This is a genomic window from Enterococcus sp. C63, assembly GCF_040887215.1.
GTDB classification, from domain to species: Bacteria; Bacillota; Bacilli; order Lactobacillales; family Enterococcaceae; genus Enterococcus_B; species Enterococcus_B hirae.
Window position 1 is genome coordinate 371,768 of the sequence record NZ_JBFOFI010000002.1, and the last position, 25,030, is coordinate 396,797.

Below are 25,030 nucleotides of genomic sequence, written 5' to 3' on the forward strand. Positions count from 1 at the left end.
AATGAAAAAGAAATTATTTGCTATTTTCGGTCCAATCCTTTTAGCTTTTGGATTGATAGCAGTTTTTTTCACTTCTTCGTATCGTGTGGATCTAACCGACCCAACAGTCATAAAAAAAGCTTCTACATCCATGTCCGAAAATGTGTTAAAAGGAGATACCATCAAAAACGAAGCCTTAGCTGAAAAAAAATATGTTCCTTTTTTTGGTTCAAGTGAACTCAGTCGGATCAGTCCGTTTCACCCATCCGTCTTGGCGGAGAAATACCATCGTGATTATCGTCCCTTCTTATTAGGGGCACCTGGGACACAATCATTAAGTCAGTATATGATGATGCGCTCTGCAGGAGATGATTTGAAAAATAAGAAAATCGTTTTTATCATTTCTCCACAATGGTTTGTCAAAGATGGCGTAAAAAAAGATTATTTTGATACGTATTATTCACAGTTACAAACCCTTGACTGGCTGTTCTCGTTGAAAAAAATCACTCCTGCTGACCGTTATTTAGCTAGAAGACTTTTACATTTTTCTATCGTTAAAAAAGATGAAAAATTGACGGAAATGTTACAAATGATCAAAAAAGGTCAACTTCCTTCTGACGAAAAACGAAATCAATTGCGCTTGAACTGGAATATTTTAAAAAGAGAAGATGAAATGTTCAGCAATATTGGTCTGAAAAGTAAACAAGACAAAATTGATCAGGCAATGAAGCCGTTGCCTGCTAATTATCAAGAAAAAGTTCTGGCAAACCTAGCGGAAAATATTGGGAGAAAAAGTACAAGCGACAATTCTTTTGAGTTAAAAAATGATTTTTATAAAGAGCGCATTCGTCACCACTTAAAAGAGCTGAAAAATTCTCAAAAAAATTGGGATTATCGTTTTTCACCTGAATTTTCAGATTTTCAATTAGTCCTACAGCAATTAGCCCAAGAACAGGCAGAAGCATTATTCATCATTCCACCTGTGAATCAAAAATGGAGTGATTATACTGGGTTATCTCAAGAAATGCTTCAAGGATTTGCAAAGAAAATCAAATTTCAATTGCAGAGTCAAGGCTTTGATCGGATCGCAGATTTTACAAAAATGGCTGATCAACCTTATTTCATGGAAGACACCATTCATTTAGGTTGGAAAGGGTGGCTAGCAGCAGATCAACGGATTAGACCGTTTTTAGAAAACCAACAACAACCAAGTCACTATCAATTGGATCCATCATTTTATAGTAAAGACTGGCAAAAACATTCACCAAATGATTTAAAAGAAAACCAACAGTAATGGAGTTTCGAACACGAAGTGCATAAAAGAAACGCTCGTTTACTGCTGTCAGTCCATTTAAGAGAAAATAGCGATTGCTATCGTATGCATTATGCAAAAAAGCCAGGATTATTGAAAGTTATTCGGTAAACTTTCGAGGAATCCTGGCTTTTTTTTAACTGAAAAAATCGTTCTGCTGAAAAGCACACCTAATAAATGGTATAATCTAGCTATCAATACGAGAAATGAGGGAGACGTTTTGGATAAAAAAGAAGAACAGTTATTGATTGATCTGACTTCAGCCAAAGGAGTACCAGGCAATGAAGAAGAAGTGAGACAAGTCTATAAAAAGTATGCAAAAGACTTTGCGGAAGATATTTTTTATGATGGTTTAGGTAGTATTATCGCCAAACATGGTTCTGGTGGTGGACCTAAGATTTTTATTTCCGGTCATATGGATGAAGTGGGATTTATGGTGACTAAGATCACTGATAAAGGTTTTTTGGAATTTCAAACATTAGGTGGTTGGTGGGGACAAGTGATGTTAGCCCAACAAGTGGAAATCAAAACACAAGCTGGGAAAGTGATCCATGGCGTGATTGGTTCGAAACCGCCACATGTTTTAACCCCACAAGTAAGAAATAAACCGTATGATATCAAGGATATGTTTATTGATATTGGAGCGACAAGCGATAAAGAAGCAAAAGAATGGGGTATTCGCCCTGGCGATATGGTAACCCCATATATTGAGTATAAACGGTTGAATGGCGGTAAATTTTTACTAGCTAAGGCTTGGGACAATCGCATCGGTACAGCTGTTTCATTACGAGTTCTTGAGAATTTAGCAAAAGAAGGACATCCCAATGTTTTATTCGCAGGGAGCGATGTGCAAGAAGAAGTTGGCCTTAGAGGGGCACGCACAAGTACACACTTAGTGAATCCAGATATCGCCTTTGCTTTAGATACAGGAACAGCTGGAGATACACCGGGGATGACGCCAAAAGAAGCGGATTCGATTTTGGGTAAAGGTCCACAAATCTTGATTTTTGATGCTTCAATGATTCCACATAAAAAACTGTTGAATTTTGTGATTGATGTGGCGGAAGAAATGGATATACCATTCCAATACACCGTCATTACTGGTGGTGGGACAGACGCAGGACAGATGCATTTGACAAGAGATGGGGTACCGTCTGTGGCGATTACTGTTCCGGTGCGGTATTTGCATTCACATACTTCAGTGATCCATGAAGATGATTATTTGAATACTGTGAAATTAGTGACGGAATTAGTGAAGCGATTAGACCACAAAACAGTTGAAAAGATTAGGAGTTATGATTAATGGAAACAAAGTTATCACTTTCAGATTATCGCAAAAAAGCTCGAGCTAGCCTTGCGCAACAATGGGGAATCAATGCTTGGCTAGTCTTTCTTTCGATGTTTGTTGCGGGTTTGATCCAAATGTTTTTTGAGGGATTTTTTTTCGTAGATAGCACGCAACAACAAATAGTTAGCTTTTTACTAGAGAATTTCCTTTTATTTGCTTTTTCATATGCCTTATATTACATTGCGCTGGTAGTCGTTCGTGGCGGCAGAGCAAAAAGTAATTTATTGTTTGCCGTCTTTCAAAAAAAATATTTTGGACCTATTTTAGTGATTAATTTGATCAATGTTGTGATCAATTGGATCATTAATGCCCTTGTTTTATTACCAGGTTTTTTGATTGGTGGTGTCAATACTTATACACAATTACTATTTAATTCAAACACAATTTCAACAGATGTGTTATCAGGGAATGCTTTGGACATTAGTTACGTTTTGACCACCCTGCTCATGACCTTTGTTTCTCTTTTGTTGATGAGTATTGTGGGCGGATTGTTTCAATTTGCGGCTTGGACTAAATTTGATTACCCAGAACTTTCAATCATCCAGTGTTTGCAATACGCGTGGTATTTATTAAAAGATCGTTTAGGTACTTATATCCTATTACAACTTTCATTTATCGGGTGGTACCTTGTTGGAGCCCTAGCCTTGTTCTTTGGTTTATTGTGGGTTATCGCCTATGTCAATGTGACCATTGCAGGTTTTTACGAGCAAGCAAGACTTGAAAAAGAACCCCCAGCTACTTATTTTTCATAAAACATGAGAGAGGTTTCACAGAAAAAACAGGATTCTATTACATTGATTCTGAAAGGAGAACGATCATGAAATTAACTGTATTAGGTTGCTTAGGCGCCTATCCATATAAAAATCAAGGAACGACTAGCTATTTATTGCAGTCAGCTGGCTTTAACCTACTGATCGATGCTGGTAGCGCCACCTTGATAAAATTACAAGAGCATCTTGAACCGTTAGAACTTGATGCGGTTATCTTGAGCCATTACCATCATGATCACATCGCTGATCTAGGTGTATTGCAATATTATTGGCAACTACATCCTGAAAAAGAACCAGGAGCTATCTTGCCAATCTATGGTCATACTAAAGATACTTTTCATTTTGATGAGTTAACAATGCCGAACGTGTCAGAAGGACGTGGCTATTTTGAGGCAGAAGAATTGAAAGTAGGTCCTTTTTTAATCACGTTTATGGAAACCATCCATCCAGTGGTGTGCTATGCCATGCGGATCGTCGAAGAAGCGACTGGCAAAGTCTTTGTTTTTACAGGTGATTCCGGCTATTTGGAAAGTTTTGTAGAATTTGCTGAAAATGTAGACTTATTTCTAGCAGATACTTATCTGTTTGCTGGTAATGAACGACACAAAGCGCACTTTACGTCAAAAGAAGCGGGGGAACTTGCGAAAGCAGCAAAAGTCAAAAAGCTAGTATTGACCCATTTACCTCAATTTGGGGATCTTACACAATTACAGAACGAAGCGCAACAAGCTGCGGGTGATACAGTAGAAGTAGCACTAGCAAAAGTCGATAAAGTATTTGATATCTAGGAGGAAGACAATGATTTTTGTACCGAATGACAAGCATGATCCACGTATCAATCTAGCAATTGAACAATTTTTACTCCAAGAAATGCCTGTTGATGAACCGATTTTATTGTTTTATATCAATGAACCATCTATCATTATTGGGCGTAATCAAAACACGATCGAAGAAATCAATCGAGATTACGTTGAACAACAGGGCATCCATGTCGTTCGTCGTTTAAGTGGCGGTGGAGCCGTCTATCACGACTTTGGAAATTTAAACTTTAGTTTTATCATGCCTGATGATGGCGATTCTTTCCGTGATTTTGCTAAAGTTACTAAGCCAATTATTCAAGCTCTTCACGAATTAGGGGTATCTGGAGCAGAATTAAAAGGCCGAAATGATTTAGTGATTGATGGTATGAAATTTTCTGGTAATGCGATGTATGCAACGAATGGTCGAATGTTTGCCCATGGAACTATCATGTTTGATTCTGACATCAATGAAGTGGTCAATGCGTTAAAAGTAAAAAAAGATAAAATCGAGTCCAAAGGGATCAAATCGATTCGTTCTCGTGTGACCAATATCAAACCATTTTTACCTAAAGAAAAACAAGAAATGTTAACAGAAGAATTTCGTGATGAAATTCTATTAAAAATATTCGGAGTAGCAACGCTGGCAGAGGTTAATACGTATCAGCTAACAGACAAAGACTGGATCAAAATCAACGAAATCTCTGATCGCTATTATCGTAATTGGGATTGGAATTATGGGAAATCACCTGATTTTAACTTTTCGAGACAAAAGCGGTATCCGATTGGTTCGATCGAAGTCCATCTGAATGTGTCACATGGTTTGATTGATGATGTGAAAATATTTGGTGACTTCTTTGGGTTAGGAGAGATAAAGGACGTCGAAGAAAAACTGATTGGACAAAGATATGATAAATCAGTTTTAAGTGATGTAGTAAAAACGATTGATATCAAAAAGTATTTTGGTGCGATCGAAGCTGAAGATTTTCTTGCTCTTTTATATTGATCGAATGTTAGTCATTAGTCAAAAACAGGGAACACCAATGATTGGTGTTCCCTGTTTTTTATCTTTTTTTGAGAAAGAGAACGAATATTATTTTGTCCGCTCAAACCTTCATTCAATGAATCAATTTTCCAATCCGCCAAAGACATTATACGCTTTTCTTGGGATTTGTTTTAGTCAATTGGATGATTAAACGATCAACCTGACTATCTTTTTCCTGAGTCAACGTTCCTGCATAACGTTCCGCCACATCTTGGATTATTTTTAAATCAAACTGTTCTTGTTCAGCAAAGTTTTCGGTAATTCCTTGTGAAAAGAGATTTGTTTCATAGTTTGCGCTATGTTCACAACGAATCAATAGTTGATTTTCTTTTTCCTGCATCGATAAATAAATTTTTCGATGTGTTGGATCTTCAATGGCATGTGTTTCTCTAAAAGAATGTTCTAAGACATGAATCAGTATTTGGGTCAAGTCATCATCATTGACGGTCAATACTTCTGGTAGTTCGGCTTGAAACTTCACCTTGATATTTCGCTTTGATGCAATCTCTTGATAACGAGCTAAAATAAGATTAGTGAGTTGGTGAGAGGAGTAAGAGAAAATAAATTCAAAATTTCGAGCATTAGTTAAGATAGTTTGCACATAATTTTGTACTTCATCGGTTTCTTCTTCCTTGACCAAATGTTCTAAGTTTTCCATAGTTTGGATAAACTCAGTTCTTAATGTACTGATTTCTTGAATGTGATCACGTAGCTGATCATAATGTTGTTCAAGTAAATCCGATTTTGTTTTCAAGAAATTAACAGTTCGCTGATGCTTATCAAAGCTGATGATGTACTCGATAATATTATAACAAATGATAATAATCAGAATTATCATAAATAGAATAGTAGACCAATTAATATTTGCATTATAAATACCTAATGATGGTTGGATATAAAGCATACAATGGAAAATGGCAATCAGCACAATCCACGGTGTACAAGCAATGAAAAAACGATTATTCCGATAGGCTTCCCCAACACAGACAAGCGAAGTAACTAATGTACTGATTACACTAACCGCATTAACAATGGGCATTAGTTCAGTTAATTCTCCTACTGTCATCAATGAATAAATAAGGACACCTATTTGGATGGAGACTTGCAGAAAACAAAAGAGACCATATATTTTTTGATAATGTTTCATTCGGGATAAATAATACAATACCAGAAATACTGAAGTTAAAATAGTAAATGTATCAGATAAAATCGAATGGACGATTGGTTCAAAAAGGATGCCGCTTAATATATCTTCAGAGATTGATTCAAACCCTAAAACTAACGCAAAACAACTGAGAATGATCAGTGAAATATCTAGTTTCTTTTTTTTGTAAAGCTTAAAAATGGCGTACACCAATATCCCAATTCCTAAAAAGATGGCAATGATCATGGTAACTACTTGAGGAACAGATTGGGAAAAAATAAAGCTGATGATTGGTCCCGTATTTCCAACATAAACTTTTGGTGGAATACCCGAATAGTTTTCATATGGTGAAGTAACTTCGATTTTTAAGTGTTCACCAGCATAATGTGTAGGCAGATCAATAACTGCCAAAGATAAACCAGGATGAAGTTGGTCTTGTTCATTTGTTCGATCATATAAAAGTTGATCATTTAAATAAACTTTTATCCATTGGTTGTTTCCCCGAATCACTAAGTTCGAATCGTCCATCTCTTCTTTTAATATAGTTTCCATCACAAAAGTTTCATTTCTTTCAACTGTTGGAAGGTAACTAATATAATGACTATCAAAACGAAAATCAGGTTCATTTTTTAAGTAAAATTCCCATGAATTTTTTATTTCTTTGACCTTTCCACTATCAGAAGGAGTAAAAATATAATAAAAGAAATATACTGTTATCATTAAAAATAACGTTGATAATAGAATAGTGAAAAACCATTTTATCTTTAATGAGTTCGCTTTTTTAAAATATTCAATGTTATTAAAAAAGTTCATAATGTGTCCTTTCTAAAAGTAACATTTTTTTTAGGGTAAACGTTTTTTGTTTTCTAGTCAATCATAAACCTGCATAAAGCTAGATAACCAGAGTTATTTTTTAGATTTTTTTTAAAATTCTTTCAATTCGTTGTAGAAGAAATAGAGTTAAAATTGATAAAATTAAATCGTTATTATATGATGGGAAATAAGAAATGAGTAAAGGGAGTGGAAACTAGTGCCATTTTATAAAAAAATAACCTATATTAGTTCAATTACACTGATTGTTATTTTAGCGATCATTTTGAGCATTATTTTACTTCCTAAAATAGCTGGTCTATCAACCCATATTATTGAAGATCGTGGTATGAGTCCTTACTATAGCCAAGGAAGTTTGATCTATGTACGTCCGAAGAAACCAGAAGAATTGTTGGTTGGTGACGTGATTACGTACTATGAGAACTCAGGAGAGCAAATAACCACCCGACGAGTGATCGCAGTGGAAAAAGACCATCAAGACTTTTATACTAAAGCAGATAGTTCTAAGCAGACCGAATCCGGTGTAGTGGGGAGAAGATACATCATTGGAACGCCCATTTTTCAGATTCCCTATATTGGCATTCTTTTATCAAAGTCAGCATTTACTTGGATGCGCTGGCTATTTTTTACCATCGCCTTTTGTTTGACCGGTATTACAGCTTGGAATATGCTAGATGAATTTGAAAAAAAGAAAAGTTTCAATCGGTTTTTTACTCATAGCCAACGAAAAGGAAAGTGAGTGTAAATTTGTTTGCAACTTGTGGATTTGTCAGGTTCTTCGTATAATAATTTGGAAGAGGAGGCAGATTATGCGTAATGAAATGATGCATCGTCCGGTAGTAAAAGAAGAGTTAGTTGATTTTATGCGGACAAAACAGAAAAAACTGTCTGGAGAGCTTGGTTTGATTGAAGAAGAAGCCCATTTAGCGGAAGTACCGATCATTCCCCATGAAACAGTCGTATTCATGCAGTTTTTATTAGGGCAATTAAAACCAAAGAATGTTTTAGAAATTGGTGCAGCTATTGGTTTTTCTTCTAGTTTGATGGCTCAATTAATCAGTGAAAAAGGTCACGTCACGACGATCGATCGTTTTGATGTTATGATCAAAAAGGCCAAGGCAACTTATGAAAGACTTGGCTTAACCGAAAAAGTTACTTTACTAGAAGGACAAGCGGCTGATATTTTACCAGAACTAACTGGGCCTTATGATTTTATTTTTATGGACAGTGCCAAATCGAAATATATTGAGTTTTTACCAGAATGTTTACGTCTGCTAAAAAAAGGTGGCGTATTGATGGTTGATGATATTTTTCAAGGCGGAACGATTTTATTGCCTGATGAAGAGATTCCTAGAGGCAAACGTGCCATTCATCGTAAATTAAATGAATTTTTACAGGTCGTCATGACCCATCCAGACTTGACTTCCACATTAGTGCCGCTAGGTGATGGTGTGATCTTGATAACTAAAGAAAAAGAGCAAATTCATCTACCTTAAGAGTATTTACCTTGTTACGACAAAAAGCTTGCTTTTTGTCGGACACTAGGTAAAAGAGGAACGCTTTCTATTGAGCAATCTTTTTTATTGATAAAATAACCATTTCATATTGACAGAACCAAAATGATTCTATATAATTATTTTTGTTCCGAAAAAGCTGTCATAGTAGCTCAGCTGGATAGAGCATCCGCCTTCTAAGCGGACGGTCGGGGGTTCGAATCCCTCCTGTGACGTAAAAAAAACCAAAACCGGTAGAAACGAAAGTTTCTACCGGTTTTTCTTTGTTCTGGTAGTTGGACCAAATGGGTACGTAGCAAGTATTCTTATGATACGCAGTCTAATCAGGTAGGATTTTCTACTTACTAGGTATGTGTTAAAAAAGAATATATTGGATGTTTTTCTAAGTAAAAGGAGTAGGTAAAATTTTTACTCTACAAATTCATACATTCGTGTATTTTAACTTCGTTTAAGCAGAAATCAGTCCATCCTCTATAGGTGGATGATGTTTGATATCAGGGGGGCCAAGGTTCTTATAATATAATCGCTACAAGTGTGTTTGTTTTTTTATTTTTGAACGGTTCGGCTATACTTATTCTAAGCCGATAGGCAGAAATGAATAGGAGGAGAAAATATGTCGATTATTTCACAAATTATCATTACATTAGTTGCAATTGAATTTTTTTATATCATGTATTTAGAAACCTTTGCTACAACTTCTAAAGCAACTGGCAGAGTATTTAAAATGAGTCAAAAAGAATTAAGTAATTCGTCGGTACAAACGTTATTTAAGAATCAAGGTGTTTATAATGGATTGTTAGGTATTGGTTTATTGTATGCCACTTATATTTCGTCTGCACCAAAAGAAATGGCAAGTTTGTTATTGATTTATATTGTATTGGTCGCAGCTTACGGTAGTATCACTAGTGACAAACTAATTATTTTGAAACAAGGTGGTCTGGCAATCATTGGATTACTGACTCTTTTGATTTGAGTTAATCTTATTTTATAAAAATTTTCATGAAAACGCCTGTAACTTTGTGAAAAAGCTGACATGAGTTAGAAAAATATGCTATTCTAGTAGTTGCGTGTTTCGTAAAATTTTTATAAAAAAGGAGTCTCTAGGTTGTTCAAAAAGTATATTTTTTTACTAAATGAAGAATTTGACGGATATGATCGTCAAAAATTCCAAAAAGATTTATTAGCTGGTATTACTGTAGCTGCAGTAGCTTTACCTTTAGCGTTGGCGTTTGGCGTGTCCAGTGGTGCAAATGCTGCGGCAGGATTAATTACAGCGGTTATTGCTGGACTTATTATTGGTGGCTTGTCAGGTGGTTTTTATCAAATTTCAGGACCAACAGGCGCAATGGCTGCGATCTTGATGTCGATTGCAGCTACTCAAGGGATGTCTGGGGTGTTACTGGCGACATTTTTAGCAGGACTATTATTGCTAGTGGCAGGCATTTTTAGATTAGGAACATTGACCTCTTTTATTCCAGCTCCAGTGATTACTGGATTTACTTCGGGAATTGCTATTATCATTGCCTTGGGTCAAGTGGATAACTTGTTTGGTGTCCATTCAGAAGGTGCAAATGTGATTGAGAAGTTTCTCAGCTATCAGACCTTTGGCTTTTCGATAAATTTTTCCTCCTTTATTATGGGATTATTAGTGATCATCGGAATGATTATCTACCCCAAAAAATGGGCTCAAACTATACCAAGTTCTTTGATGGCAATTATTCTTGCAACGGTTGCGATGTTCTTGTTTCACTTGCCGATAGCAACCGTGGGAAAAATTCCACAGACGTTGATCAGTAGCGATCGCTTAACGTTTGCAGCCTTTCATCTTGATTCTTTAAAAGAAGTGATGGTGCCAGCGATTAGCATTGCCTTGCTTGGTATGGTAGAAAGTTTGCTCTGTGGTGCTTCTGCTGGACGAATGGCAAACAAACCATTGGACAGTAACCAAGAACTTGTTGCGCAAGGAATCGGAAATCTAGTTTTACCATTTTTTGGAGGCATTCCAGCGACAGCTGCGATTGCCCGAACAAGTGTGGCAATTAAATCAGGGGCACAGACTCGTTTAGCTGGTATCATTCATGCTTTGGTTTTGTTTTTATCTATGATTATTTTTGCACCAATTATGTCAAACATTCCTATGCCAGCTTTGGCAGGAGTGTTGATTGTTACTGCTTGGCGCATGAATGAATGGGAAACGATCAACGTCTTGTTCACTAAGAGATATTGGTCTGGCATCTTATTATTTTTGATTACTATGGGATGTACCGTGATTTTTGACTTAAGTATTGCGATCGTCATCGGCATTATCGGTGGCTGTATTTTCTTTGTGATCAAAAGTGCGGCAATCACGATCTCGGTTGAAACAATCGATTGGGAACGAATGGATTTGCCAGAAACGAAAAAATTAGATAATTGGACAGTTGTCTATATTAGCGGACCACTCTTTTTTATGTCTGCTGAAAAATTAAAAAATACATTAGCTGATCTAAATCAAAAAGAGGGGATCATTTTTTCTATGCGTGGCGTTCCAAGTATTGATTTAACTGCCCGGGCTGTTTTTGATGAGTTTCAAGAAAAAGCTGAAATGCGAGAACAAACGATTATTTACACCTCGCTACAACCAGAAGTAGAAAAACAACTACAGCATTTATGGCAAAAAGCTGGCTTTGAGCAACACCAAACAGTAGCGCATGCACTCTCAGCGCTGCATGAACAATATACGTAATCAGTCATGAGCAGGAGAAATGTTTTTGAGAAGCAGGGTAAACAAAGTGTTTTTTGCAGTGTTTAATCAAAATAAGCTATAAAAATTCAAAAATCCCGAAACAGCTTTTTTCTGTTTCGGGATTTTTTACTATGGAAGCTGTGGCTATTGATTGCTAGGATCTTTCTCGAGATAGTTTGCTAAGGTAAGCCAGTCTTTGCGGATCACGTCAGCTAATGTTCGATTGTAAAAAATAGCTGCAGGATGGAAAAGCGGGAGGATCTGGTAGCTTTTATCACTCCACTCGTAAGCATCTTTTTGTTGATTCAGTTTTAAAATAGGCCCAGTATAAAGCTGACCATGATTTTTAGAGATCGTATAAGCAGAACCTAATAACCGTTGCAAACCGATATTGCCTAATGTAGCAATCAAATGGGGCTCGACATGTTCGATTTCATAATCTAGGATCGGCGCATGAGCGAATACTTCCGCTTTCGTTGGTGTCCGATTCGGATAAACAGTTTCTGCTTGCTGAGTTCGTTTATTGAGTCGTTGGACTGTCCGATAAGGTCGACTTCTGACCGCACTAGTAATATAAACATCTTCTCTTGTCAAACCAGCTAGAGCAAGAGTTTGCATTAGTTCTTTGCCTGCTTGTCCGCTAAAAGGAATATGATTATCGATTTCTGTTTTGCCAGGAGCTTCACCTACCAGCATGAGTTTTGGGTGGAGTGGGCCTTGACCAGCAACGAAACCTTCTACCGCACGACCTTGCATACGAATCGTTGCTTCTTGAAACAATTCATCAGGATAGATCATTCGTTTACCTCCTTCGTCTTCACTAACATTATAATTAGCAAAAGTGAAAATTGCGATTGATTGACTTAAGAAAAGTTCTAGAATCTAGAGTTGACGAATGCGCTAGTTTCTGGTAATCTAGTACTGTTGTAATTGTGGACTCCACAGCTACAACCGCACAGAACGAGTTTGTAAGTACAGGTAACTGTCACTCTGGATGGCGAGTCTAAGTCTATTATAAGGAGGTGCTTTATAGCATGTACGCAATTATTAAAACTGGTGGTAAACAAGTAAAAGTTGAAGTTGGACAAGCAATCTACGTTGAAAAACTTGACGTTGAAGCAGGTGAAAAAGTTGTTTTTGACGAAGTTATCTTAGTAGGTGGCGAAACTACAAAAGTAGGCGCTCCAATTATTTCTGGTGCAACTGTTGAAGGTACTGTTGAAAAACACGGCAAACAAAAGAAAGTCGTTACTTTCAAATACAAACCTAAAAAACATTCACACCGTAAACAAGGTCACCGTCAACCATACACAAAAGTGGTTATCGACGCGATCAACGCTTAATTAGCGCTTGAGAAAGAAGGCCTGAATAATGATCAAAGGAACATTTAAACGTAATGACGCTGGTCAAATCGTTTCATTTACTTTGACAGGGCATGCTGATGCTGGTCCTTATGGGAGTGATATCGTCTGTGCAGGAGTTTCTGCATTAGCGATCAGTACTGTCAATGGGATTGCCTCATTAGCTGGTTTTGAACCGATTGTCGAAATGAATGAAGAAGAGGGCGGTTATTTATATACCGAAGTCACTTCAGGATTGACACAAGAGCAAAACAATATTGCCGAGATTCTATTAGAAAATCTCTTGTTGGGATTACAATCGATAGAAGCTGAAAATTCAGAATATATCCAAATTAAAACAATTAATGATAAATAGGAGGTGCAGACCATGTTGTTATCAATGAATCTACAATTCTTTGCCCACAAAAAAGGTGGCGGTTCTACATCTAACGGACGCGACTCAGAATCAAAACGTCTAGGTGCTAAACGCGCTGACGGACAAACAGTTACAGGTGGATCAATTCTTTACCGTCAACGCGGTACAAAAATTTATCCAGGTGTGAACGTGGGTATTGGTGGAGACGACACTTTATTTGCTAAAGTTGACGGAGTAGTACGTTTCGAACGTAAAGGCCGCGACAAAAAACAAGTGTCTGTTTATCCAGTAGCTCAAGAAGCTTAATGAACAGTTAGCTCTATCCCTTATTACGTAAAGGATAGAGCTTTTTTTATGACTTTTAATGAAAACGGTTGACAAAAAAGGTGCTTAAACATAAAAATCAATACCATTCTTTACTTTTTTATTCAAAATCCTGTGCTTATCATTAGTTAAAATGGAAATTACATATTAAAAAACGAACGTCATTCTAAATGATCGGTTAAAAAAATAAAAAACGTTTCCCGTTTGAAGTATAACAATATATGAGTGAAAAAAATCACTACTATTTGTGAATGTGGTATTGTATACTGGGATTAAAAAAGGAGTGATGAATGAAAAAATGAATTTAAATAACGTTTCAAAGCGTTTGTACAAATGGGACAATTTAAAGGCTTTATTAATTTTCCTGGTTGTAGTAGGTCATTTAATTGATCGGGCGAATCAAAAGAGCGACTTGTTAATGAAAATTAACTATTGGATATATATGTTTCATATGCCAGCATTCATCTTTGTTTCTGATCTATTCAGCAAGAATACAATTCGTAACAAGGATTTCCGTAAAAGTTTTAGATATCTCAAATGGTTTTTCATTTTAAAAATTATATTTTTGATTAGCACTTTTCTCTCTTCAGGTTCTTTAAGCTTTTCCTTTTTAACAGAAAGCGGACTGCCATGGTATTGTTTTGCTATTTTTGCTTTTCAATTAATCAGCATGGTTATTGATGGATATGACAAATACTGGGTGCTAGGCATAGCTGTTGTAATTGGTTGTTTGGCAGGATATGATGCAAATTTGGGAGATTTTCTATGTTCTTCAAGAATCTTAACTTTCTTTCCATTTTTTTATGCTGGATACTTAATTGATTATCAAAAAATGTCAAATTATCTAAACAATTTTAAAATCAAGTTGTGCGCGTTGTTCCTTTTGTCAGGAAGTTTTTTTGTCGTTTATTTTAAGTTATATGGCACCTCACTGACGATGGGATTTTTGACCGGTAGAAATGCTTATGCGAATGTAAGCGAATTAGTAGGTCTTTATGGTGGTTTTTTCCGATTTATTTACTATATTGCAGTCTTCCTTATAATCAGTAGTTTGGTTGCTTTGATAAGTAATAAACGACTGTTTATTACGAGTTTTGGAGAATTATCCTTGATCATATATATGTTGCATATACCTATCGTCAGAATAGTGAATGATAAACTTCATTTGGATTTGTTTATTAAAAGTTTTGGTGTACCGCAGAGTATTACGATTCTAATAGTAACTATATGTATTTTCTTTTTGTGCAGAATGGAGTGGGTTCATAAGCCGTTAAACAAAATTCTCTATTTTAATGTTCCTGAAAAAACAGATAATTTGGTAAAAGGAAATGGGTATTTTAAAAGCTTTTTTTATGACCGTACTTTGACCATACTTGATAGTAAAAATGAAGAATAATTAGATGGTATGATGAGCGTATTATTATAGAAGACAAGTGTTTCGGTTATACGATCGGAGTTAATAAAAGTTCACTAGAAAATATTGGATTGGAAGTGATTGTTTATCCGAGCACTCAATAAACAGAATAAATTGAATAAACAATGAACTAAACTCAATGAAAAAAGTTCTCTCTTGTTGATTAAGAGGAGAGCTTTTTTTCTGTGTTTCATTACAATAGATAAAATGGTTTATCGGCGCAAGCACTTCGATCCGATCATTTTAAAGAAAAGCTTTAAGTTGAAGGGGGCGTTTTTGGATAATTCTAATGAGGCAAAGAGTAGCTGATCCAGTCAATACTTCTTTTAATAAGAGATATTTACTGTAAATAGTTGACGAAATGGAATTAAATTTATAGTATTATGTTTTGAAGCCAGTTAATGAAAAAGGGGCGAAACCAAATGGCGAAGCGCATTGATCGAATTTATACGTATGTCAAAGAAAAAACGGCTCATCTAAAACCGATTGAATATGATCAAGGGGTCACAACGAAAGAGATAGCTGAGGTTTTAGGAATCCAACGGACCAATAGTAGTAAAGATTTGAATCAGTTGGTACGTGAAGGGAAATTGTTGAAAACCGATGGACGACCTGTACGTTACATATATCAAAAAAATGTTGCCTATGAACAACCGACCGCCAAACATGTCATAAGCTATAAAGAAGAAAGAGTACCAGTAGAAAAAGCAAGGATTCAGATTGATACGAAAGATATTTTTGCTAAGATCATTGGCGCAAATGGGAGTATGAAAAACTCGGTTGAGCAAGCGAAAGCCGCCATTTTATATCCGCCGAGAGGTCTGAATTGTTTGATCACTGGACCAACTGGATCGGGGAAAACCTACTTTGCACATGCGATGTTTCATTTTGCCAAAGCCAATCACGTCATTAGCGAAGACAACGAGTTGATCGTCTTTAACTGTGCCGACTACGCTAATAACCCGGAATTATTGATGAGTCACTTGTTTGGGTATGTCAAAGGTGCTTTTACTGGAGCAGAAGAGGAAAAAACCGGAATCATTGACCAAGCAGATGGAGGAATGTTGTTCCTAGATGAAATTCACCGGTTACCACCTGAAGGGCAAGAAATGATCTTTTACTTCATGGATCATGGTACCTATAGTCGATTAGGAGAAACAACAAAATCTCATGAAGCAAATGTTCGGATCGTGGGTGCAACAACTGAGGACCCTGGTTCTTCTCTATTAGAGACCTTTGTTCGAAGAATACCGATCAATATCAAGTTGCCATCTTTTGAAAAACGCCCTGCAAATGAAAAAATCGACCTAGTTAAAATTATGATCGCCCATGAAGCCAACCGTATCCAACGGCAAATTTCGCTAACTGAAGATGTTGTTAAAGCGTTGATCGGTAGTGTAACCTATGGGAACATCGGTCAGTTAAAATCGAATATCCAATTGATTTGCGCTCGTGGTTTTTTAAATCATATCAATTCTCCTGAAATCTCGATTACGATCGATGATTTGACGGAAGGGATTAGAAGTGGATTGATCCAATTAGCAAGTAATCGAGTAGCGATGTCCGAACTATCGAAGCTATTGGAGCCTAAAATTACGGTGTACCCTAACGACACAATCATGAAGATTCAATCTGATTCTTATGAACTACCCTATAACCTTTATGACATTATTGGGGACAAAGCAGCACTATTAAAGTCTGACGGATTAGATCAAGAAGCCATCAATCATTTTATTTCAACGGATATCAACATCCATTTGAAATCTTTTTACAAGGATCATGGATTCTCGTTCAATGCCGATAATAAACTAGCTGAGTTTGTTGATCCTAAAATCATCGAAGTCACCAATCAAATATATATAATGGTAAAAAATGCTTTGCCATATGAGTTTCAGCAAAATTTTATCTACGCAATGAGTCTGCATATCAGTTCTTTTTTAAAAAGAATCAATATCGGTGAAGAGCGCCATACGAATGATAATATACGTGAAATGGCAATTGATTTTCCGGTGGAATATGAAGTAGCGAAAGAAGTTAGAAAGTATATTGAGGAGTATTTCCAAGTAACGATTCCAGATAGCGAAGATTACTATCTCACTGTCTTGCTTGTGTCGCTAAGGGCAAATCAAGCAAGCGGTCGTATTGGGGTAGTCGTGGCAGCACATGGTAATAGTACAGCAAGCAGCATGGTTCAAGTGGTCCAACAATTATTAGATGCAGACAATGTACGAGCGGTCGATATGCCATTGGATATGGATCCTAAAACGGCGCTTAGTCGGATTGAACGAATGGTGCAAGAGGTGGATGAAGGCAGTGGAACGATCTTATTAGTGGATATGGGGTCGCTTGCTTCATTTAATTCTCAGATTCAGCGAGATACAGGAATTCCTGTGCGGACAGTTGACATGGTGACGACCTCTTTGGTATTAGAGACGGTTCGCAAAGTTTCTGTGTTAGGTACGGATTTAGATATGTTATACGATTCCTTGAAAAATTTCCGTGGTTATGCAGAAATTTCGATGGAAAAAACACCTGAACCGACCGCACTCAGAAAAAAAGCCATCTTAGCTATTTGTGCATCTGGTGAAGGAACCGCACAACGAATCAAAGAATTGATCGAACGTTCTATAAGTAAACGGCAAGATGTCGAGTTGACTGTTTTGGCACTCTCTGTTTTAGAATTGGAACAAGAATTGCCTAAATTAATCAAAAATTACCAAGTCATTGCGACTACTGGAATTACAGATCCGCAGATTGCTGCGCCATTTATTCCATTGGAGCGGTTTATCGATCAAAATATCGAGTTGATTTTAGATCAATTATTACTTGAGGCAGAATTAGATGAAACAGAAGAAGTGCCATTGAGTGAAGAAACTGCAAAACAGACTTGTGTGAAATTTATTGAACAAAATTTTACATTTATCAATGGAACCAAATTGATTGATCCTTTATGGAATTTTAGTGATCAAGTGTCTGAGAAGCTATCGATTGAGAATCATGGATATAGTTTTAAAATCAATTTAGTTTTACACACAGTGGGGATGATTGAACGGATTTTATTAAACGAGCCATTGAATGTTGAATCAGACGAACTGGAAAAAGCGATGGAAGATCCTTTGTTTTCGTCTATCCAACAATTGTTATCCCCGTTGGAAAAGACCATCAGATTTGAAACACCTTCATCTGAAGTTTATTATTCATTAAAGCTGATTCGTAATGAATTGGCAAAAAAATGAATACACTAAATGAAAAATACACAAAAAAGATACACTGTTATTAGTGTATCTTTTTTGTGTATTGCTTCGAAACGCCTTAAAACCCTTTAGTGTATCGATAAAAAGTTGGCACGGTTCTTGCTTTTATATAAATGTGCCAATAGATGGTTATACACACAGAAAATGAGAGGGGTTTCTGTGAAGTAGTTTAACAAAAGGAGATTTGCTGATGGATATTCGGTTAGCGCGTATAGATGATCGTTTGATCCATGGACAAGTTGCAACGGTCTGGTCAAAATTGACCGGCGTGGAACGCATCATTGTTATTAGTGATTTAGTAGCCCAAGATAAATTGAGAAAGTTTCTTTTAAAAGAAGCTGCTCCACCGGGAATCATCGCAAATGTGATCACGGTGAAAAAAATGATTCAAGTTTATCAAAGCGGTTTACTAGCAACGACGAAAGTGATGCTTTTATTCACTAATCCTCAAGACGTTGAGAAAATTGTCTTAAGTGGTGTACAGTTGGATTCATTGAATATCGGTGGGATGAGTTTTTCTGAGGGGAAGACGATGATTACAAATTTTGTGTCAGTCGACCATAAAGATATTGCATCGTTCCAATTCTTGAATCAGCAAGGTGTAGAATTAGAAATTCGCAAAGTACCCGCAGATAGAAAGATCCTTTTGATGGAATTACTAGCAAAAGCCAAAAAGGCATAATATTGTTGTTGGAAAATGGTCAAATTCATCTGTTGTAATGGTTAGCAATTATTTTAATATTTGATTTGTTACAACAAAAAGAAGTAGGAGGTATAAATATGGTAGGGATTATCCTTGCAAGTCATGGACAATTTGCTGAAGGTATCTTGCAATCAGGTTCAATGATTTTTGGCGAACAAGAAAACGTCAAAGCAGTCATTTTAAAACCAAGCGAAGGTCCAGATGACTTGAGAGCCAAATTAGAAGAGGCTGTTGCTTCTTTTGATAATCAAGACGAAGTATTGTTCTTAGTTGATTTATGGGGCGGAACACCGTTCAATCAATCAAACACATTGTTTGAAGAACACAAAGACAAATGGGCAATTGTTAGTGGTTTGAACTTGCCTATGTTGATCGAAGCTTATGCGTCACGTTTTTCAATGGAATCTGCTCAAGAAATTGCAGCACATATCATTGAAACAGCAAAAGATGGTGTGAAAGTGAAGCCAGAAGAGCTTGAACCACAAGAAGCACCAAAAGCAGAAGTTTCTGATGGACAACCTAAAGGTGCATTACCTGAAGGAACAGTAGTTGGCGACGGTAAGATTAAATATGTTTTAGCACGTGTTGACTCACGTTTATTACATGGTCAAGTTGCTACTGCATGGACAAAAGCTGTTCAACCAAATCGGATCATCGTTGTTTCAGATGCTGTATCAAAAGATGATTTACGTAAGAAATTGATCGAACAAGCTGCTCCTCCAGGGGTTAAAGCAAACGTTATCCCAATTTCTAAAATGATCGAAGTTGCTAAGGATCCAAGATTTGGGAATACAAAAGCTTTGCTATTGTTTGAAAATCCTGAAGACGTGTTGACAGCTGTTGAAGGCGGCGTTGACATCCAAGAATTAAACGTAGGTTCAATGGCCCACTCAGTTGGGAAAGTTGTCGTAAGTAAAGTTTTATCAATGGGCCCTGAAGACGTAGAGGCATTTGAAAAACTAGAAAGCAAAGGAGTTAAATTTGATGTACGTAAAGTACCAAATGACTCTCGCGACAATATGGACGAAATTCTTAAAAAAGCTAAGTCTGAATTATCTAAAGCATAATTCAAAAAACTAATATTTATAGGAGGCTTATCATGTCTATTATTTCAATGATTTTAGTCGTATTCGTTGCCTTTCTAGCAGGGATGGAAGGGATTCTGGATGAATTCCAATTTCATCAACCTCTAGTGGCATGTACATTAATAGGTTTAGTAACAGGTAACCTTGAAGCAGGTATCGTATTAGGTGGTACTCTTCAAATGATCGCTCTTGGCTGGGCAAATATCGGAGCTGCTGTAGCACCAGATGCTGCATTGGCATCAGTTGCATCTGCAATTATTTTAGTATTAGGTGGTCAAGGTGTTCGAGGCGTTCCATCAGCTATTGCTATCGCAGTACCACTTGCTGTTGCTGGTTTGTTCTTAACAATGATCGTACGTACAATCGCTGTTCCTATCGTTCACTTGATGGATGCTGCTGCTGAAGAAGGTAACATCCGCAAAGTTGAAATGTGGCACATCATTGCAGTATGTTTACAAGGTATCCGTATTGCAATTCCTGCTGGAGCATTATTATTCATCCCAGCTCAAACTGTTCAATCTTTCTTAGAATCAATGCCTGCATGGTTAACAGACGGTATGGCTATTGGTGGGGGAATGGTTGTTGCTGTAGGTTACGCATTAGTAATCAACATGATGGCAACTAAAGAAGTATGGCCATTCTTCGTTATCGGTTTTGTTGTAGCTGCAATTACTCAATTAACATTGATTGCCCTAGGTGCTTTAGGTGTTGCTTTAGCTCTTATCTACTTGAACCTTTCTAAAATGGGAGGCTCTTCAAATGGTGGCGGAGGAAGCAACTCAGGTGACCCTCTAGGCGACATTTTGAATGACTATTAATCTTGAAGGAGGAAAATAAAAATGGCAGAAGAAAAAATTACTTTATCTAAAAGAGATCGTTTAGCTGTTGCATGGCGTTCTACCTTCATTCAAGGTTCATGGAACTATGAACGTATGCAAAATGGTGGTTGGGCTTTCTCAATGATCCCAGCAATCAAAAAATTATACAAAACGAAAGAAGAGCGCACAGCAGCTCTTAAACGTCACTTAGAATTTTTCAACACACATCCATATATTGCTTCACCTATCTTGGGTGTTACGCTAGCATTAGAAGAAGAACGCGCAAATGGCGCTCCTGTTGACGATGTAGCGATCCAAGGGGTTAAAGTTGGTATGATGGGACCTCTTGCTGGTGTTGGTGACCCAGTATTCTGGTTTACTGTTCGTCCGATGTTAGGAGCTCTTGGTGCTTCTCTAGCAATGGGTGGTAATATTCTTGGACCAATCATCTTCTTCTTAGGTTGGAACATTATTCGTTGGTCATTCATGTGGTATACACAAGAATTTGGTTACAAAGCTGGTTCTAAAATCACAGATGATTTATCTGGTGGATTATTGCAAGACGTAACAAAAGGTGCATCTATCTTAGGGATGTTCGTATTAGCCGCCTTAGTACAGCGGTGGGTATCGATTAAATTCTTGCCAGTTGTATCAACTGTTAAGTTAGATAAAGGTGCTTACATTGAGTGGGATAAATTACCTGCTGGTGGCGAAGGAATCAAGAGTGCTTTTGAACAAGTAAACAGTGGTCTAGCACTTAGTCCTGAAAAAGTAACAACTTTACAAGATAACTTAGATCAATTGATCCCAGGGTTAGCTGCTTTAGCATTGACATTACTATGCATGTGGTTATTGAAGAAAAAAGTTTCTCCAATTGTCATTATCTTAGGTCTATTCGTTGTCGGTGTAGTTGGCCATGTTGTTGGTCTTTTATAATAAGAATCTAGCTCGGGCGTAGCCCCGAGCTTTTTTTATCAAAAAGTGGATGCTGCTTGAGATTTCAACATTGAAACGATAGTATACTAGATAGATAAAATAATAGGAGTGATTAAATGGTTCAATCAATCAATACAAAAGTTGATTTGGTAATTGATGCCACTGCGTTTACTGGTTTGACTGATTATGGGAAAATCATGATTGGAGACCGAGGATTCGAATTTTATCATGCAAGAGACACTCGGAAATTTGTTCAAATCCCTTGGGAAGAGATTGATTACGTCATCGCATCCGTTATGTTCAAAGGAAAATGGATTCCGCGCTATGCCATTCAAACAAAGAAAAATGGTACATATACATTTTCTTCTAAAGAACCCAAAAAAGTACTTCGCGCTATCAGAAAATACGTAGATCCTAGTCGTATGGTTCAATCCTTGAGCTTTTTTGATGTAGTGAAACGTGGTGTCAAAAGTATCTTCAAACGCAAGTAGAAAAACACGAATGGATGCTCTTCGCAGCATGTCATTCGTGTTTTGTTTTGTGTTTCGCTTTTTCTTTTGTGTGCGGTGTCATTATCTAGGTCAGCTTCAACGCTGGTTCAATCATTTGCTCCTAATAATTTTCCTATGCTAGAATGAAACTGTAAAGAAGGAGGTTATTAGTATGGGTTGGATTTGGACTTTAATTGTTGGTGCAGTCATCGGAGCCATTGCTGGAGCAATTACCAGTAAAGGAAATTCTATGGGTTGTATCACAAATATCATTGCTGGATTGATTGGTTCAAGTATCGGTCAAGCAATTTTTGGTAACTGGGGACCACATGCAGCTGGTATGGCACTTATTCCATCAATTTTAGGCGCAGTTATTTTAGTGGCAGTTGTTTCATTCTTTTTTGGGAAACGATCATAATCAAATAGATTAACGCTTAGCCAATAGTTTTGCAGATAGAAGTAAATAGTTAAGGCAGATCTGAAACTGATTTGTCTTAACTATTTTTGTTTTACTAAGTTTATTAAGAAAATTTGTTTTATCTGCTGTGTCAGAAAGAAAATTTGCTATAATAGAAAAAAGAGAGCAAAGAAAGAAGGAATTTCATTTATGATGCTACGAGTAGAAAAATTGCGTAAAAAGATGCAAGAAGAAAATTTAGATTCATTTTTGATCACTAGTCCATACAATCTTCGTTATTTGACTAATTTTACTGGTACGACAGGCTTAGCGGTCATCACATTGGAAAAAGCCTTTTTTATTACTGACTTTCGTTATACCGAGCAAGCAGCAGCTCAAGCTCAAGGATTTGAGATCATCAAAAATGTAGGACCGATTTTTGAAGAAGTAGCTGACTTAGTTCAAAAAGAAGGACTACGTGAACTTGGTTTTGAAGAAACAACTGTTTCCTTCTTAGAATATTCGGTATTAGAAGAGATCATTGATGCGCAACTGATTCCTATTTCGGGCATGATTGAAGAACTTCGAGAAATCAAAGACGAAGAAGAAATTGCGATTATTGAAAAAGCTTGTAGTATTGCAGATTTGGCATATGACCATATTCTCAAGATGATTCAACCGGGAATGACAGAGATCGAAGTTGCCAACCAATTAGATTTTTATATGCGTTCACTTGGAGCGTCAGGTGTTTCTTTTGAAACAATCGTTGCTAGTGGTTTACGCTCAGCTATGCCACATGGAGTTGCTAGCAAAAAAATCATTGAACAAGGCGATTTGATCACAATAGATTTTGGATGCTACTATGAAGGTTATGTTTCTGATATGACACGAACATTTGCGATTGGTGACCCAGGAGAACAATTAAAAGAAATTTATCAAATCGTTCTTGAAGCCCAACTAGCAGTTCTGGAAGTAGCTAAACCAGGAGTTACCGGTAAGCAACTAGATGCTGTAGCTAGAGATTACATTACGAAACATGGTTATGGCGAAGCTTTTGGACACTCAACAGGACATGGAATTGGCTTAGAGATCCATGAAGGACCCAATGTTTCAGTTCGAGCTGAGAAACAATTTGTTCCAGGAAATATTATTACCGACGAACCAGGCATTTACTTACCAGGTATCGGTGGCGTTAGAATCGAAGATGATTTATTGATTACTTCTGATGGAAATCGCGTGTTGACGCATTCACCAAAAGAGTTGATTATTTTATGATGAGCGTAGCCTAAAGCATCATTCACTCAGACTTTGTTATAGAAAATCACTTGATTTAATGATACACTATAGAAGACAGCAAGCTTTGAAAACAAAGCGTAATTTGTTTGAGAAAAAGACTCTCAAATAGGCAAGTGAACAGTTTACCTTTATACGTTTCGAATGAAGAATAAGTGAAAGAACGGTTCATTCGTAGGCAACAATCTGTGTAGAGGCAAAAGGAGGAATAGATAAAATGGCAGAGGACAAAAATTTAGTTTTGAATGCGACTCAAGAGCTTGGTGAAATTGTCATTGCGCCAGAAGTCATTGAAGTGATTATTGGTATCGCTGCTTCAAAAGTAGAAGGCGTTTATGGGATGCGTGGAACATTTGCCAGCAACGTAACGGAATTATTAGGGCGTGCAGCGCATGGTAAAGGTGTCTATTTAGTAAATGATGAAGATGGGTTAAAAGTAGATCTTTATTGCTATTTAGAATATGGGGTTTCTGTTCCCAGAGTAGCGATGGAAATGCAAGAACGCGTGAATCAGCAAGTTCTTTTCATGACAGACATTGCTTTAGCAGAAGTCAATGTTCATGTGGTAGCAGTCGTACCGGAAAAACTAGAACAACCAGCAATTGAAGAACTTTTTGAAGACGAAGAGGAAGAAAATGAATAAAGAATTATCAAGACACGAAATTCGTGAAATGGCTTTACAAGCATTATTTCCATTAGATTTTAATGCTGATTTGACCAAAGAAGACGCAATTTTCCATGCAATTGAGTTGGATCACAAAGAAATGATCAATGAAGAGGAGTCAGAGTTTGTTCCTGTTTATTTAGATACATTGGTTGGCGGTGTGTGTGCGAAAAAAGGCGAATTAGACCAAACCATTGAGAAGCACCTCAAAGGAAACTGGCGCATCAATCGTATCTCTAAGATGGATTTGATCATCTTGCGTATCGCCATCTTTGAAATGAAGTACATTGAAGATGTACCATCCGCAGTCGCATTGAATGAAGCCATTGAATTAGCCAAAACTTTTAGTGATGATCAATCACGTAAGTTTGTCAACGGTGTATTATCTAATGTTTTAAAAGAGATTGAAGCTGGGGCATAGTCCCAGCTTTTTTCTATGAAAACAAGGAAACGGGTTCTAAAAGCTTGTT

General features: G+C 36.9%; 25 protein-coding genes, 1 tRNA gene and 1 other annotated feature. Of the genes, 24 read left to right on the top strand and 2 right to left on the bottom strand.

From position 1 onward, the window contains the following. Nucleotide 1: 1 nt before the first annotated feature. From dltD to AB3H90_RS04355, 5 genes are all read left to right on the top strand, one after another. Nucleotides 2–1,273, top strand: a complete 1,272-nt coding sequence (gene dltD, locus AB3H90_RS04335; RefSeq protein ID WP_368016261.1) for a D-alanyl-lipoteichoic acid biosynthesis protein DltD — start codon at nt 2–4, stop codon at nt 1,271–1,273. 238 nt (nt 1,274–1,511) lie between these two features. Further along, nucleotides 1,512–2,594, top strand: a complete 1,083-nt coding sequence (locus AB3H90_RS04340; RefSeq protein ID WP_010719818.1) for a M42 family metallopeptidase — start codon at nt 1,512–1,514, stop codon at nt 2,592–2,594. Then, entirely contained in the window at nt 2,594–3,391 is a 798-nt protein-coding gene (locus tag AB3H90_RS04345) for a DUF975 family protein (protein WP_010719817.1), read from the top strand. Before AB3H90_RS04340 ends, AB3H90_RS04345 begins: the two co-directional genes overlap by 1 nt. Before the next feature lie 65 nt (nt 3,392–3,456). Beyond that, nucleotides 3,457–4,197 (top strand): MBL fold metallo-hydrolase, encoded by a 741-nt coding sequence (locus tag AB3H90_RS04350; protein ID WP_231480085.1) that lies wholly within the window; start codon nt 3,457–3,459, stop codon nt 4,195–4,197. Between the two features lie 10 nt (nt 4,198–4,207). Continuing rightward, nucleotides 4,208–5,212 (top strand): lipoate--protein ligase, encoded by a 1,005-nt coding sequence (locus AB3H90_RS04355; protein ID WP_010719815.1) that lies wholly within the window; start codon nt 4,208–4,210, stop codon nt 5,210–5,212. A gap of 145 nt (nt 5,213–5,357) precedes the next feature. Here the strand turns inward: AB3H90_RS04355 and AB3H90_RS04360 are convergent, their stop codons facing one another. Beyond that, complete coding sequence (locus AB3H90_RS04360) at nt 5,358–7,208, bottom strand: GHKL domain-containing protein (RefSeq protein WP_368016262.1); 1,851 nt, start codon at nt 7,206–7,208, stop codon at nt 5,358–5,360. A gap of 217 nt (nt 7,209–7,425) precedes the next feature. On the opposite strand from AB3H90_RS04360, the gene AB3H90_RS04365 reads away from it, so the two are divergent. The 5 genes from AB3H90_RS04365 (at nt 7,426) to AB3H90_RS04385 (ending at nt 11,465) form a co-directional block, all read left to right on the top strand. Then, nucleotides 7,426–7,965, top strand: a complete 540-nt coding sequence (locus AB3H90_RS04365) for a signal peptidase I (RefSeq protein ID WP_368016263.1) — start codon at nt 7,426–7,428, stop codon at nt 7,963–7,965. A gap of 70 nt (nt 7,966–8,035) precedes the next feature. Then, the gene (locus AB3H90_RS04370; RefSeq protein WP_034698785.1) at nt 8,036–8,722 is read left to right on the top strand and encodes an O-methyltransferase; all 687 of its coding nucleotides are present in this window, start codon (nt 8,036–8,038) and stop codon (nt 8,720–8,722) included. A 159-nt stretch (nt 8,723–8,881) separates the two neighbouring features. Further along, nucleotides 8,882–8,955, top strand: a tRNA-Arg gene (locus tag AB3H90_RS04375). A gap of 398 nt (nt 8,956–9,353) precedes the next feature. Beyond that, on the top strand, nt 9,354–9,713 hold the full coding sequence (locus tag AB3H90_RS04380) for a DUF1304 domain-containing protein (RefSeq protein ID WP_063626739.1): 360 nt from the start codon (nt 9,354–9,356) through the stop codon (nt 9,711–9,713). A 132-nt stretch (nt 9,714–9,845) separates the two neighbouring features. Then, nucleotides 9,846–11,465: a SulP family inorganic anion transporter gene (locus AB3H90_RS04385; protein ID WP_034698791.1), complete on the top strand. Its 1,620-nt coding sequence runs from the start codon at nt 9,846–9,848 to the stop codon at nt 11,463–11,465. A 144-nt stretch (nt 11,466–11,609) separates the two neighbouring features. Here the strand turns inward: AB3H90_RS04385 and AB3H90_RS04390 are convergent, their stop codons facing one another. Then, complete coding sequence (locus AB3H90_RS04390; protein ID WP_368016264.1) at nt 11,610–12,263, bottom strand: uracil-DNA glycosylase; 654 nt, start codon at nt 12,261–12,263, stop codon at nt 11,610–11,612. A 141-nt stretch (nt 12,264–12,404) separates the two neighbouring features. Beyond that, nucleotides 12,405–12,480, top strand: a sequence feature (ribosomal protein L21 leader region). 19 nt (nt 12,481–12,499) lie between these two features. On the opposite strand from AB3H90_RS04390, the gene rplU reads away from it, so the two are divergent. The 14 genes from rplU to nusB all read left to right on the top strand — a co-directional run bounded on the left by rplU (nt 12,500) and on the right by nusB (nt 24,981). Continuing rightward, nucleotides 12,500–12,808 (top strand): 50S ribosomal protein L21, encoded by a 309-nt coding sequence (gene rplU / locus AB3H90_RS04395; RefSeq protein ID WP_010719808.1) that lies wholly within the window; start codon nt 12,500–12,502, stop codon nt 12,806–12,808. Between the two features lie 28 nt (nt 12,809–12,836). Further along, on the top strand, nt 12,837–13,181 hold the full coding sequence (locus tag AB3H90_RS04400; protein ID WP_010719807.1) for a ribosomal-processing cysteine protease Prp: 345 nt from the start codon (nt 12,837–12,839) through the stop codon (nt 13,179–13,181). A gap of 12 nt (nt 13,182–13,193) precedes the next feature. Beyond that, entirely contained in the window at nt 13,194–13,487 is a 294-nt protein-coding gene (gene rpmA / locus AB3H90_RS04405; protein WP_010719806.1) for a 50S ribosomal protein L27, read from the top strand. A gap of 304 nt (nt 13,488–13,791) precedes the next feature. Next, nucleotides 13,792–14,901 (top strand): acyltransferase family protein, encoded by a 1,110-nt coding sequence (locus tag AB3H90_RS04410; RefSeq protein ID WP_368016265.1) that lies wholly within the window; start codon nt 13,792–13,794, stop codon nt 14,899–14,901. Nucleotides 14,902–15,341: 440 nt separating this feature from the next. After that, nucleotides 15,342–18,155, top strand: coding sequence for a sigma 54-interacting transcriptional regulator (locus AB3H90_RS04415; RefSeq protein WP_368016266.1), 2,814 nt, complete (start codon nt 15,342–15,344; stop codon nt 18,153–18,155). 208 nt (nt 18,156–18,363) lie between these two features. Beyond that, nucleotides 18,364–18,855, top strand: a complete 492-nt coding sequence (locus AB3H90_RS04420) for a mannose/fructose/sorbose PTS transporter subunit IIB (RefSeq protein WP_010719803.1) — start codon at nt 18,364–18,366, stop codon at nt 18,853–18,855. A gap of 98 nt (nt 18,856–18,953) precedes the next feature. Then, entirely contained in the window at nt 18,954–19,943 is a 990-nt protein-coding gene (locus tag AB3H90_RS04425; protein WP_010719802.1) for a mannose/fructose/sorbose PTS transporter subunit IIA, read from the top strand. A 32-nt stretch (nt 19,944–19,975) separates the two neighbouring features. After that, nucleotides 19,976–20,779: a PTS mannose/fructose/sorbose transporter subunit IIC gene (locus tag AB3H90_RS04430; RefSeq protein WP_010719801.1), complete on the top strand. Its 804-nt coding sequence runs from the start codon at nt 19,976–19,978 to the stop codon at nt 20,777–20,779. Nucleotides 20,780–20,800: 21 nt separating this feature from the next. After that, nucleotides 20,801–21,715 (top strand): PTS system mannose/fructose/sorbose family transporter subunit IID, encoded by a 915-nt coding sequence (locus AB3H90_RS04435; protein WP_010738207.1) that lies wholly within the window; start codon nt 20,801–20,803, stop codon nt 21,713–21,715. A gap of 116 nt (nt 21,716–21,831) precedes the next feature. Next, complete coding sequence (locus AB3H90_RS04440) at nt 21,832–22,206, top strand: DUF956 family protein (RefSeq protein ID WP_010719799.1); 375 nt, start codon at nt 21,832–21,834, stop codon at nt 22,204–22,206. A gap of 172 nt (nt 22,207–22,378) precedes the next feature. Further along, nucleotides 22,379–22,624 (top strand): GlsB/YeaQ/YmgE family stress response membrane protein, encoded by a 246-nt coding sequence (locus AB3H90_RS04445; protein ID WP_010719798.1) that lies wholly within the window; start codon nt 22,379–22,381, stop codon nt 22,622–22,624. Nucleotides 22,625–22,813: 189 nt separating this feature from the next. Beyond that, complete coding sequence (locus AB3H90_RS04450; protein ID WP_010719797.1) at nt 22,814–23,878, top strand: Xaa-Pro peptidase family protein; 1,065 nt, start codon at nt 22,814–22,816, stop codon at nt 23,876–23,878. A gap of 235 nt (nt 23,879–24,113) precedes the next feature. After that, nucleotides 24,114–24,539 (top strand): Asp23/Gls24 family envelope stress response protein, encoded by a 426-nt coding sequence (locus AB3H90_RS04455; RefSeq protein WP_010719796.1) that lies wholly within the window; start codon nt 24,114–24,116, stop codon nt 24,537–24,539. Beyond that, nucleotides 24,532–24,981 carry a transcription antitermination factor NusB gene (gene nusB, locus AB3H90_RS04460; protein ID WP_010719795.1) on the top strand — a complete coding sequence of 150 codons (450 nt, stop codon included), beginning with the start codon at nt 24,532–24,534 and terminating at the stop codon, nt 24,979–24,981. The genes AB3H90_RS04455 and nusB overlap by 8 nt, the downstream gene beginning before the upstream one ends. The last annotated feature ends 49 nt before the right edge of the window (nt 24,982–25,030 follow it).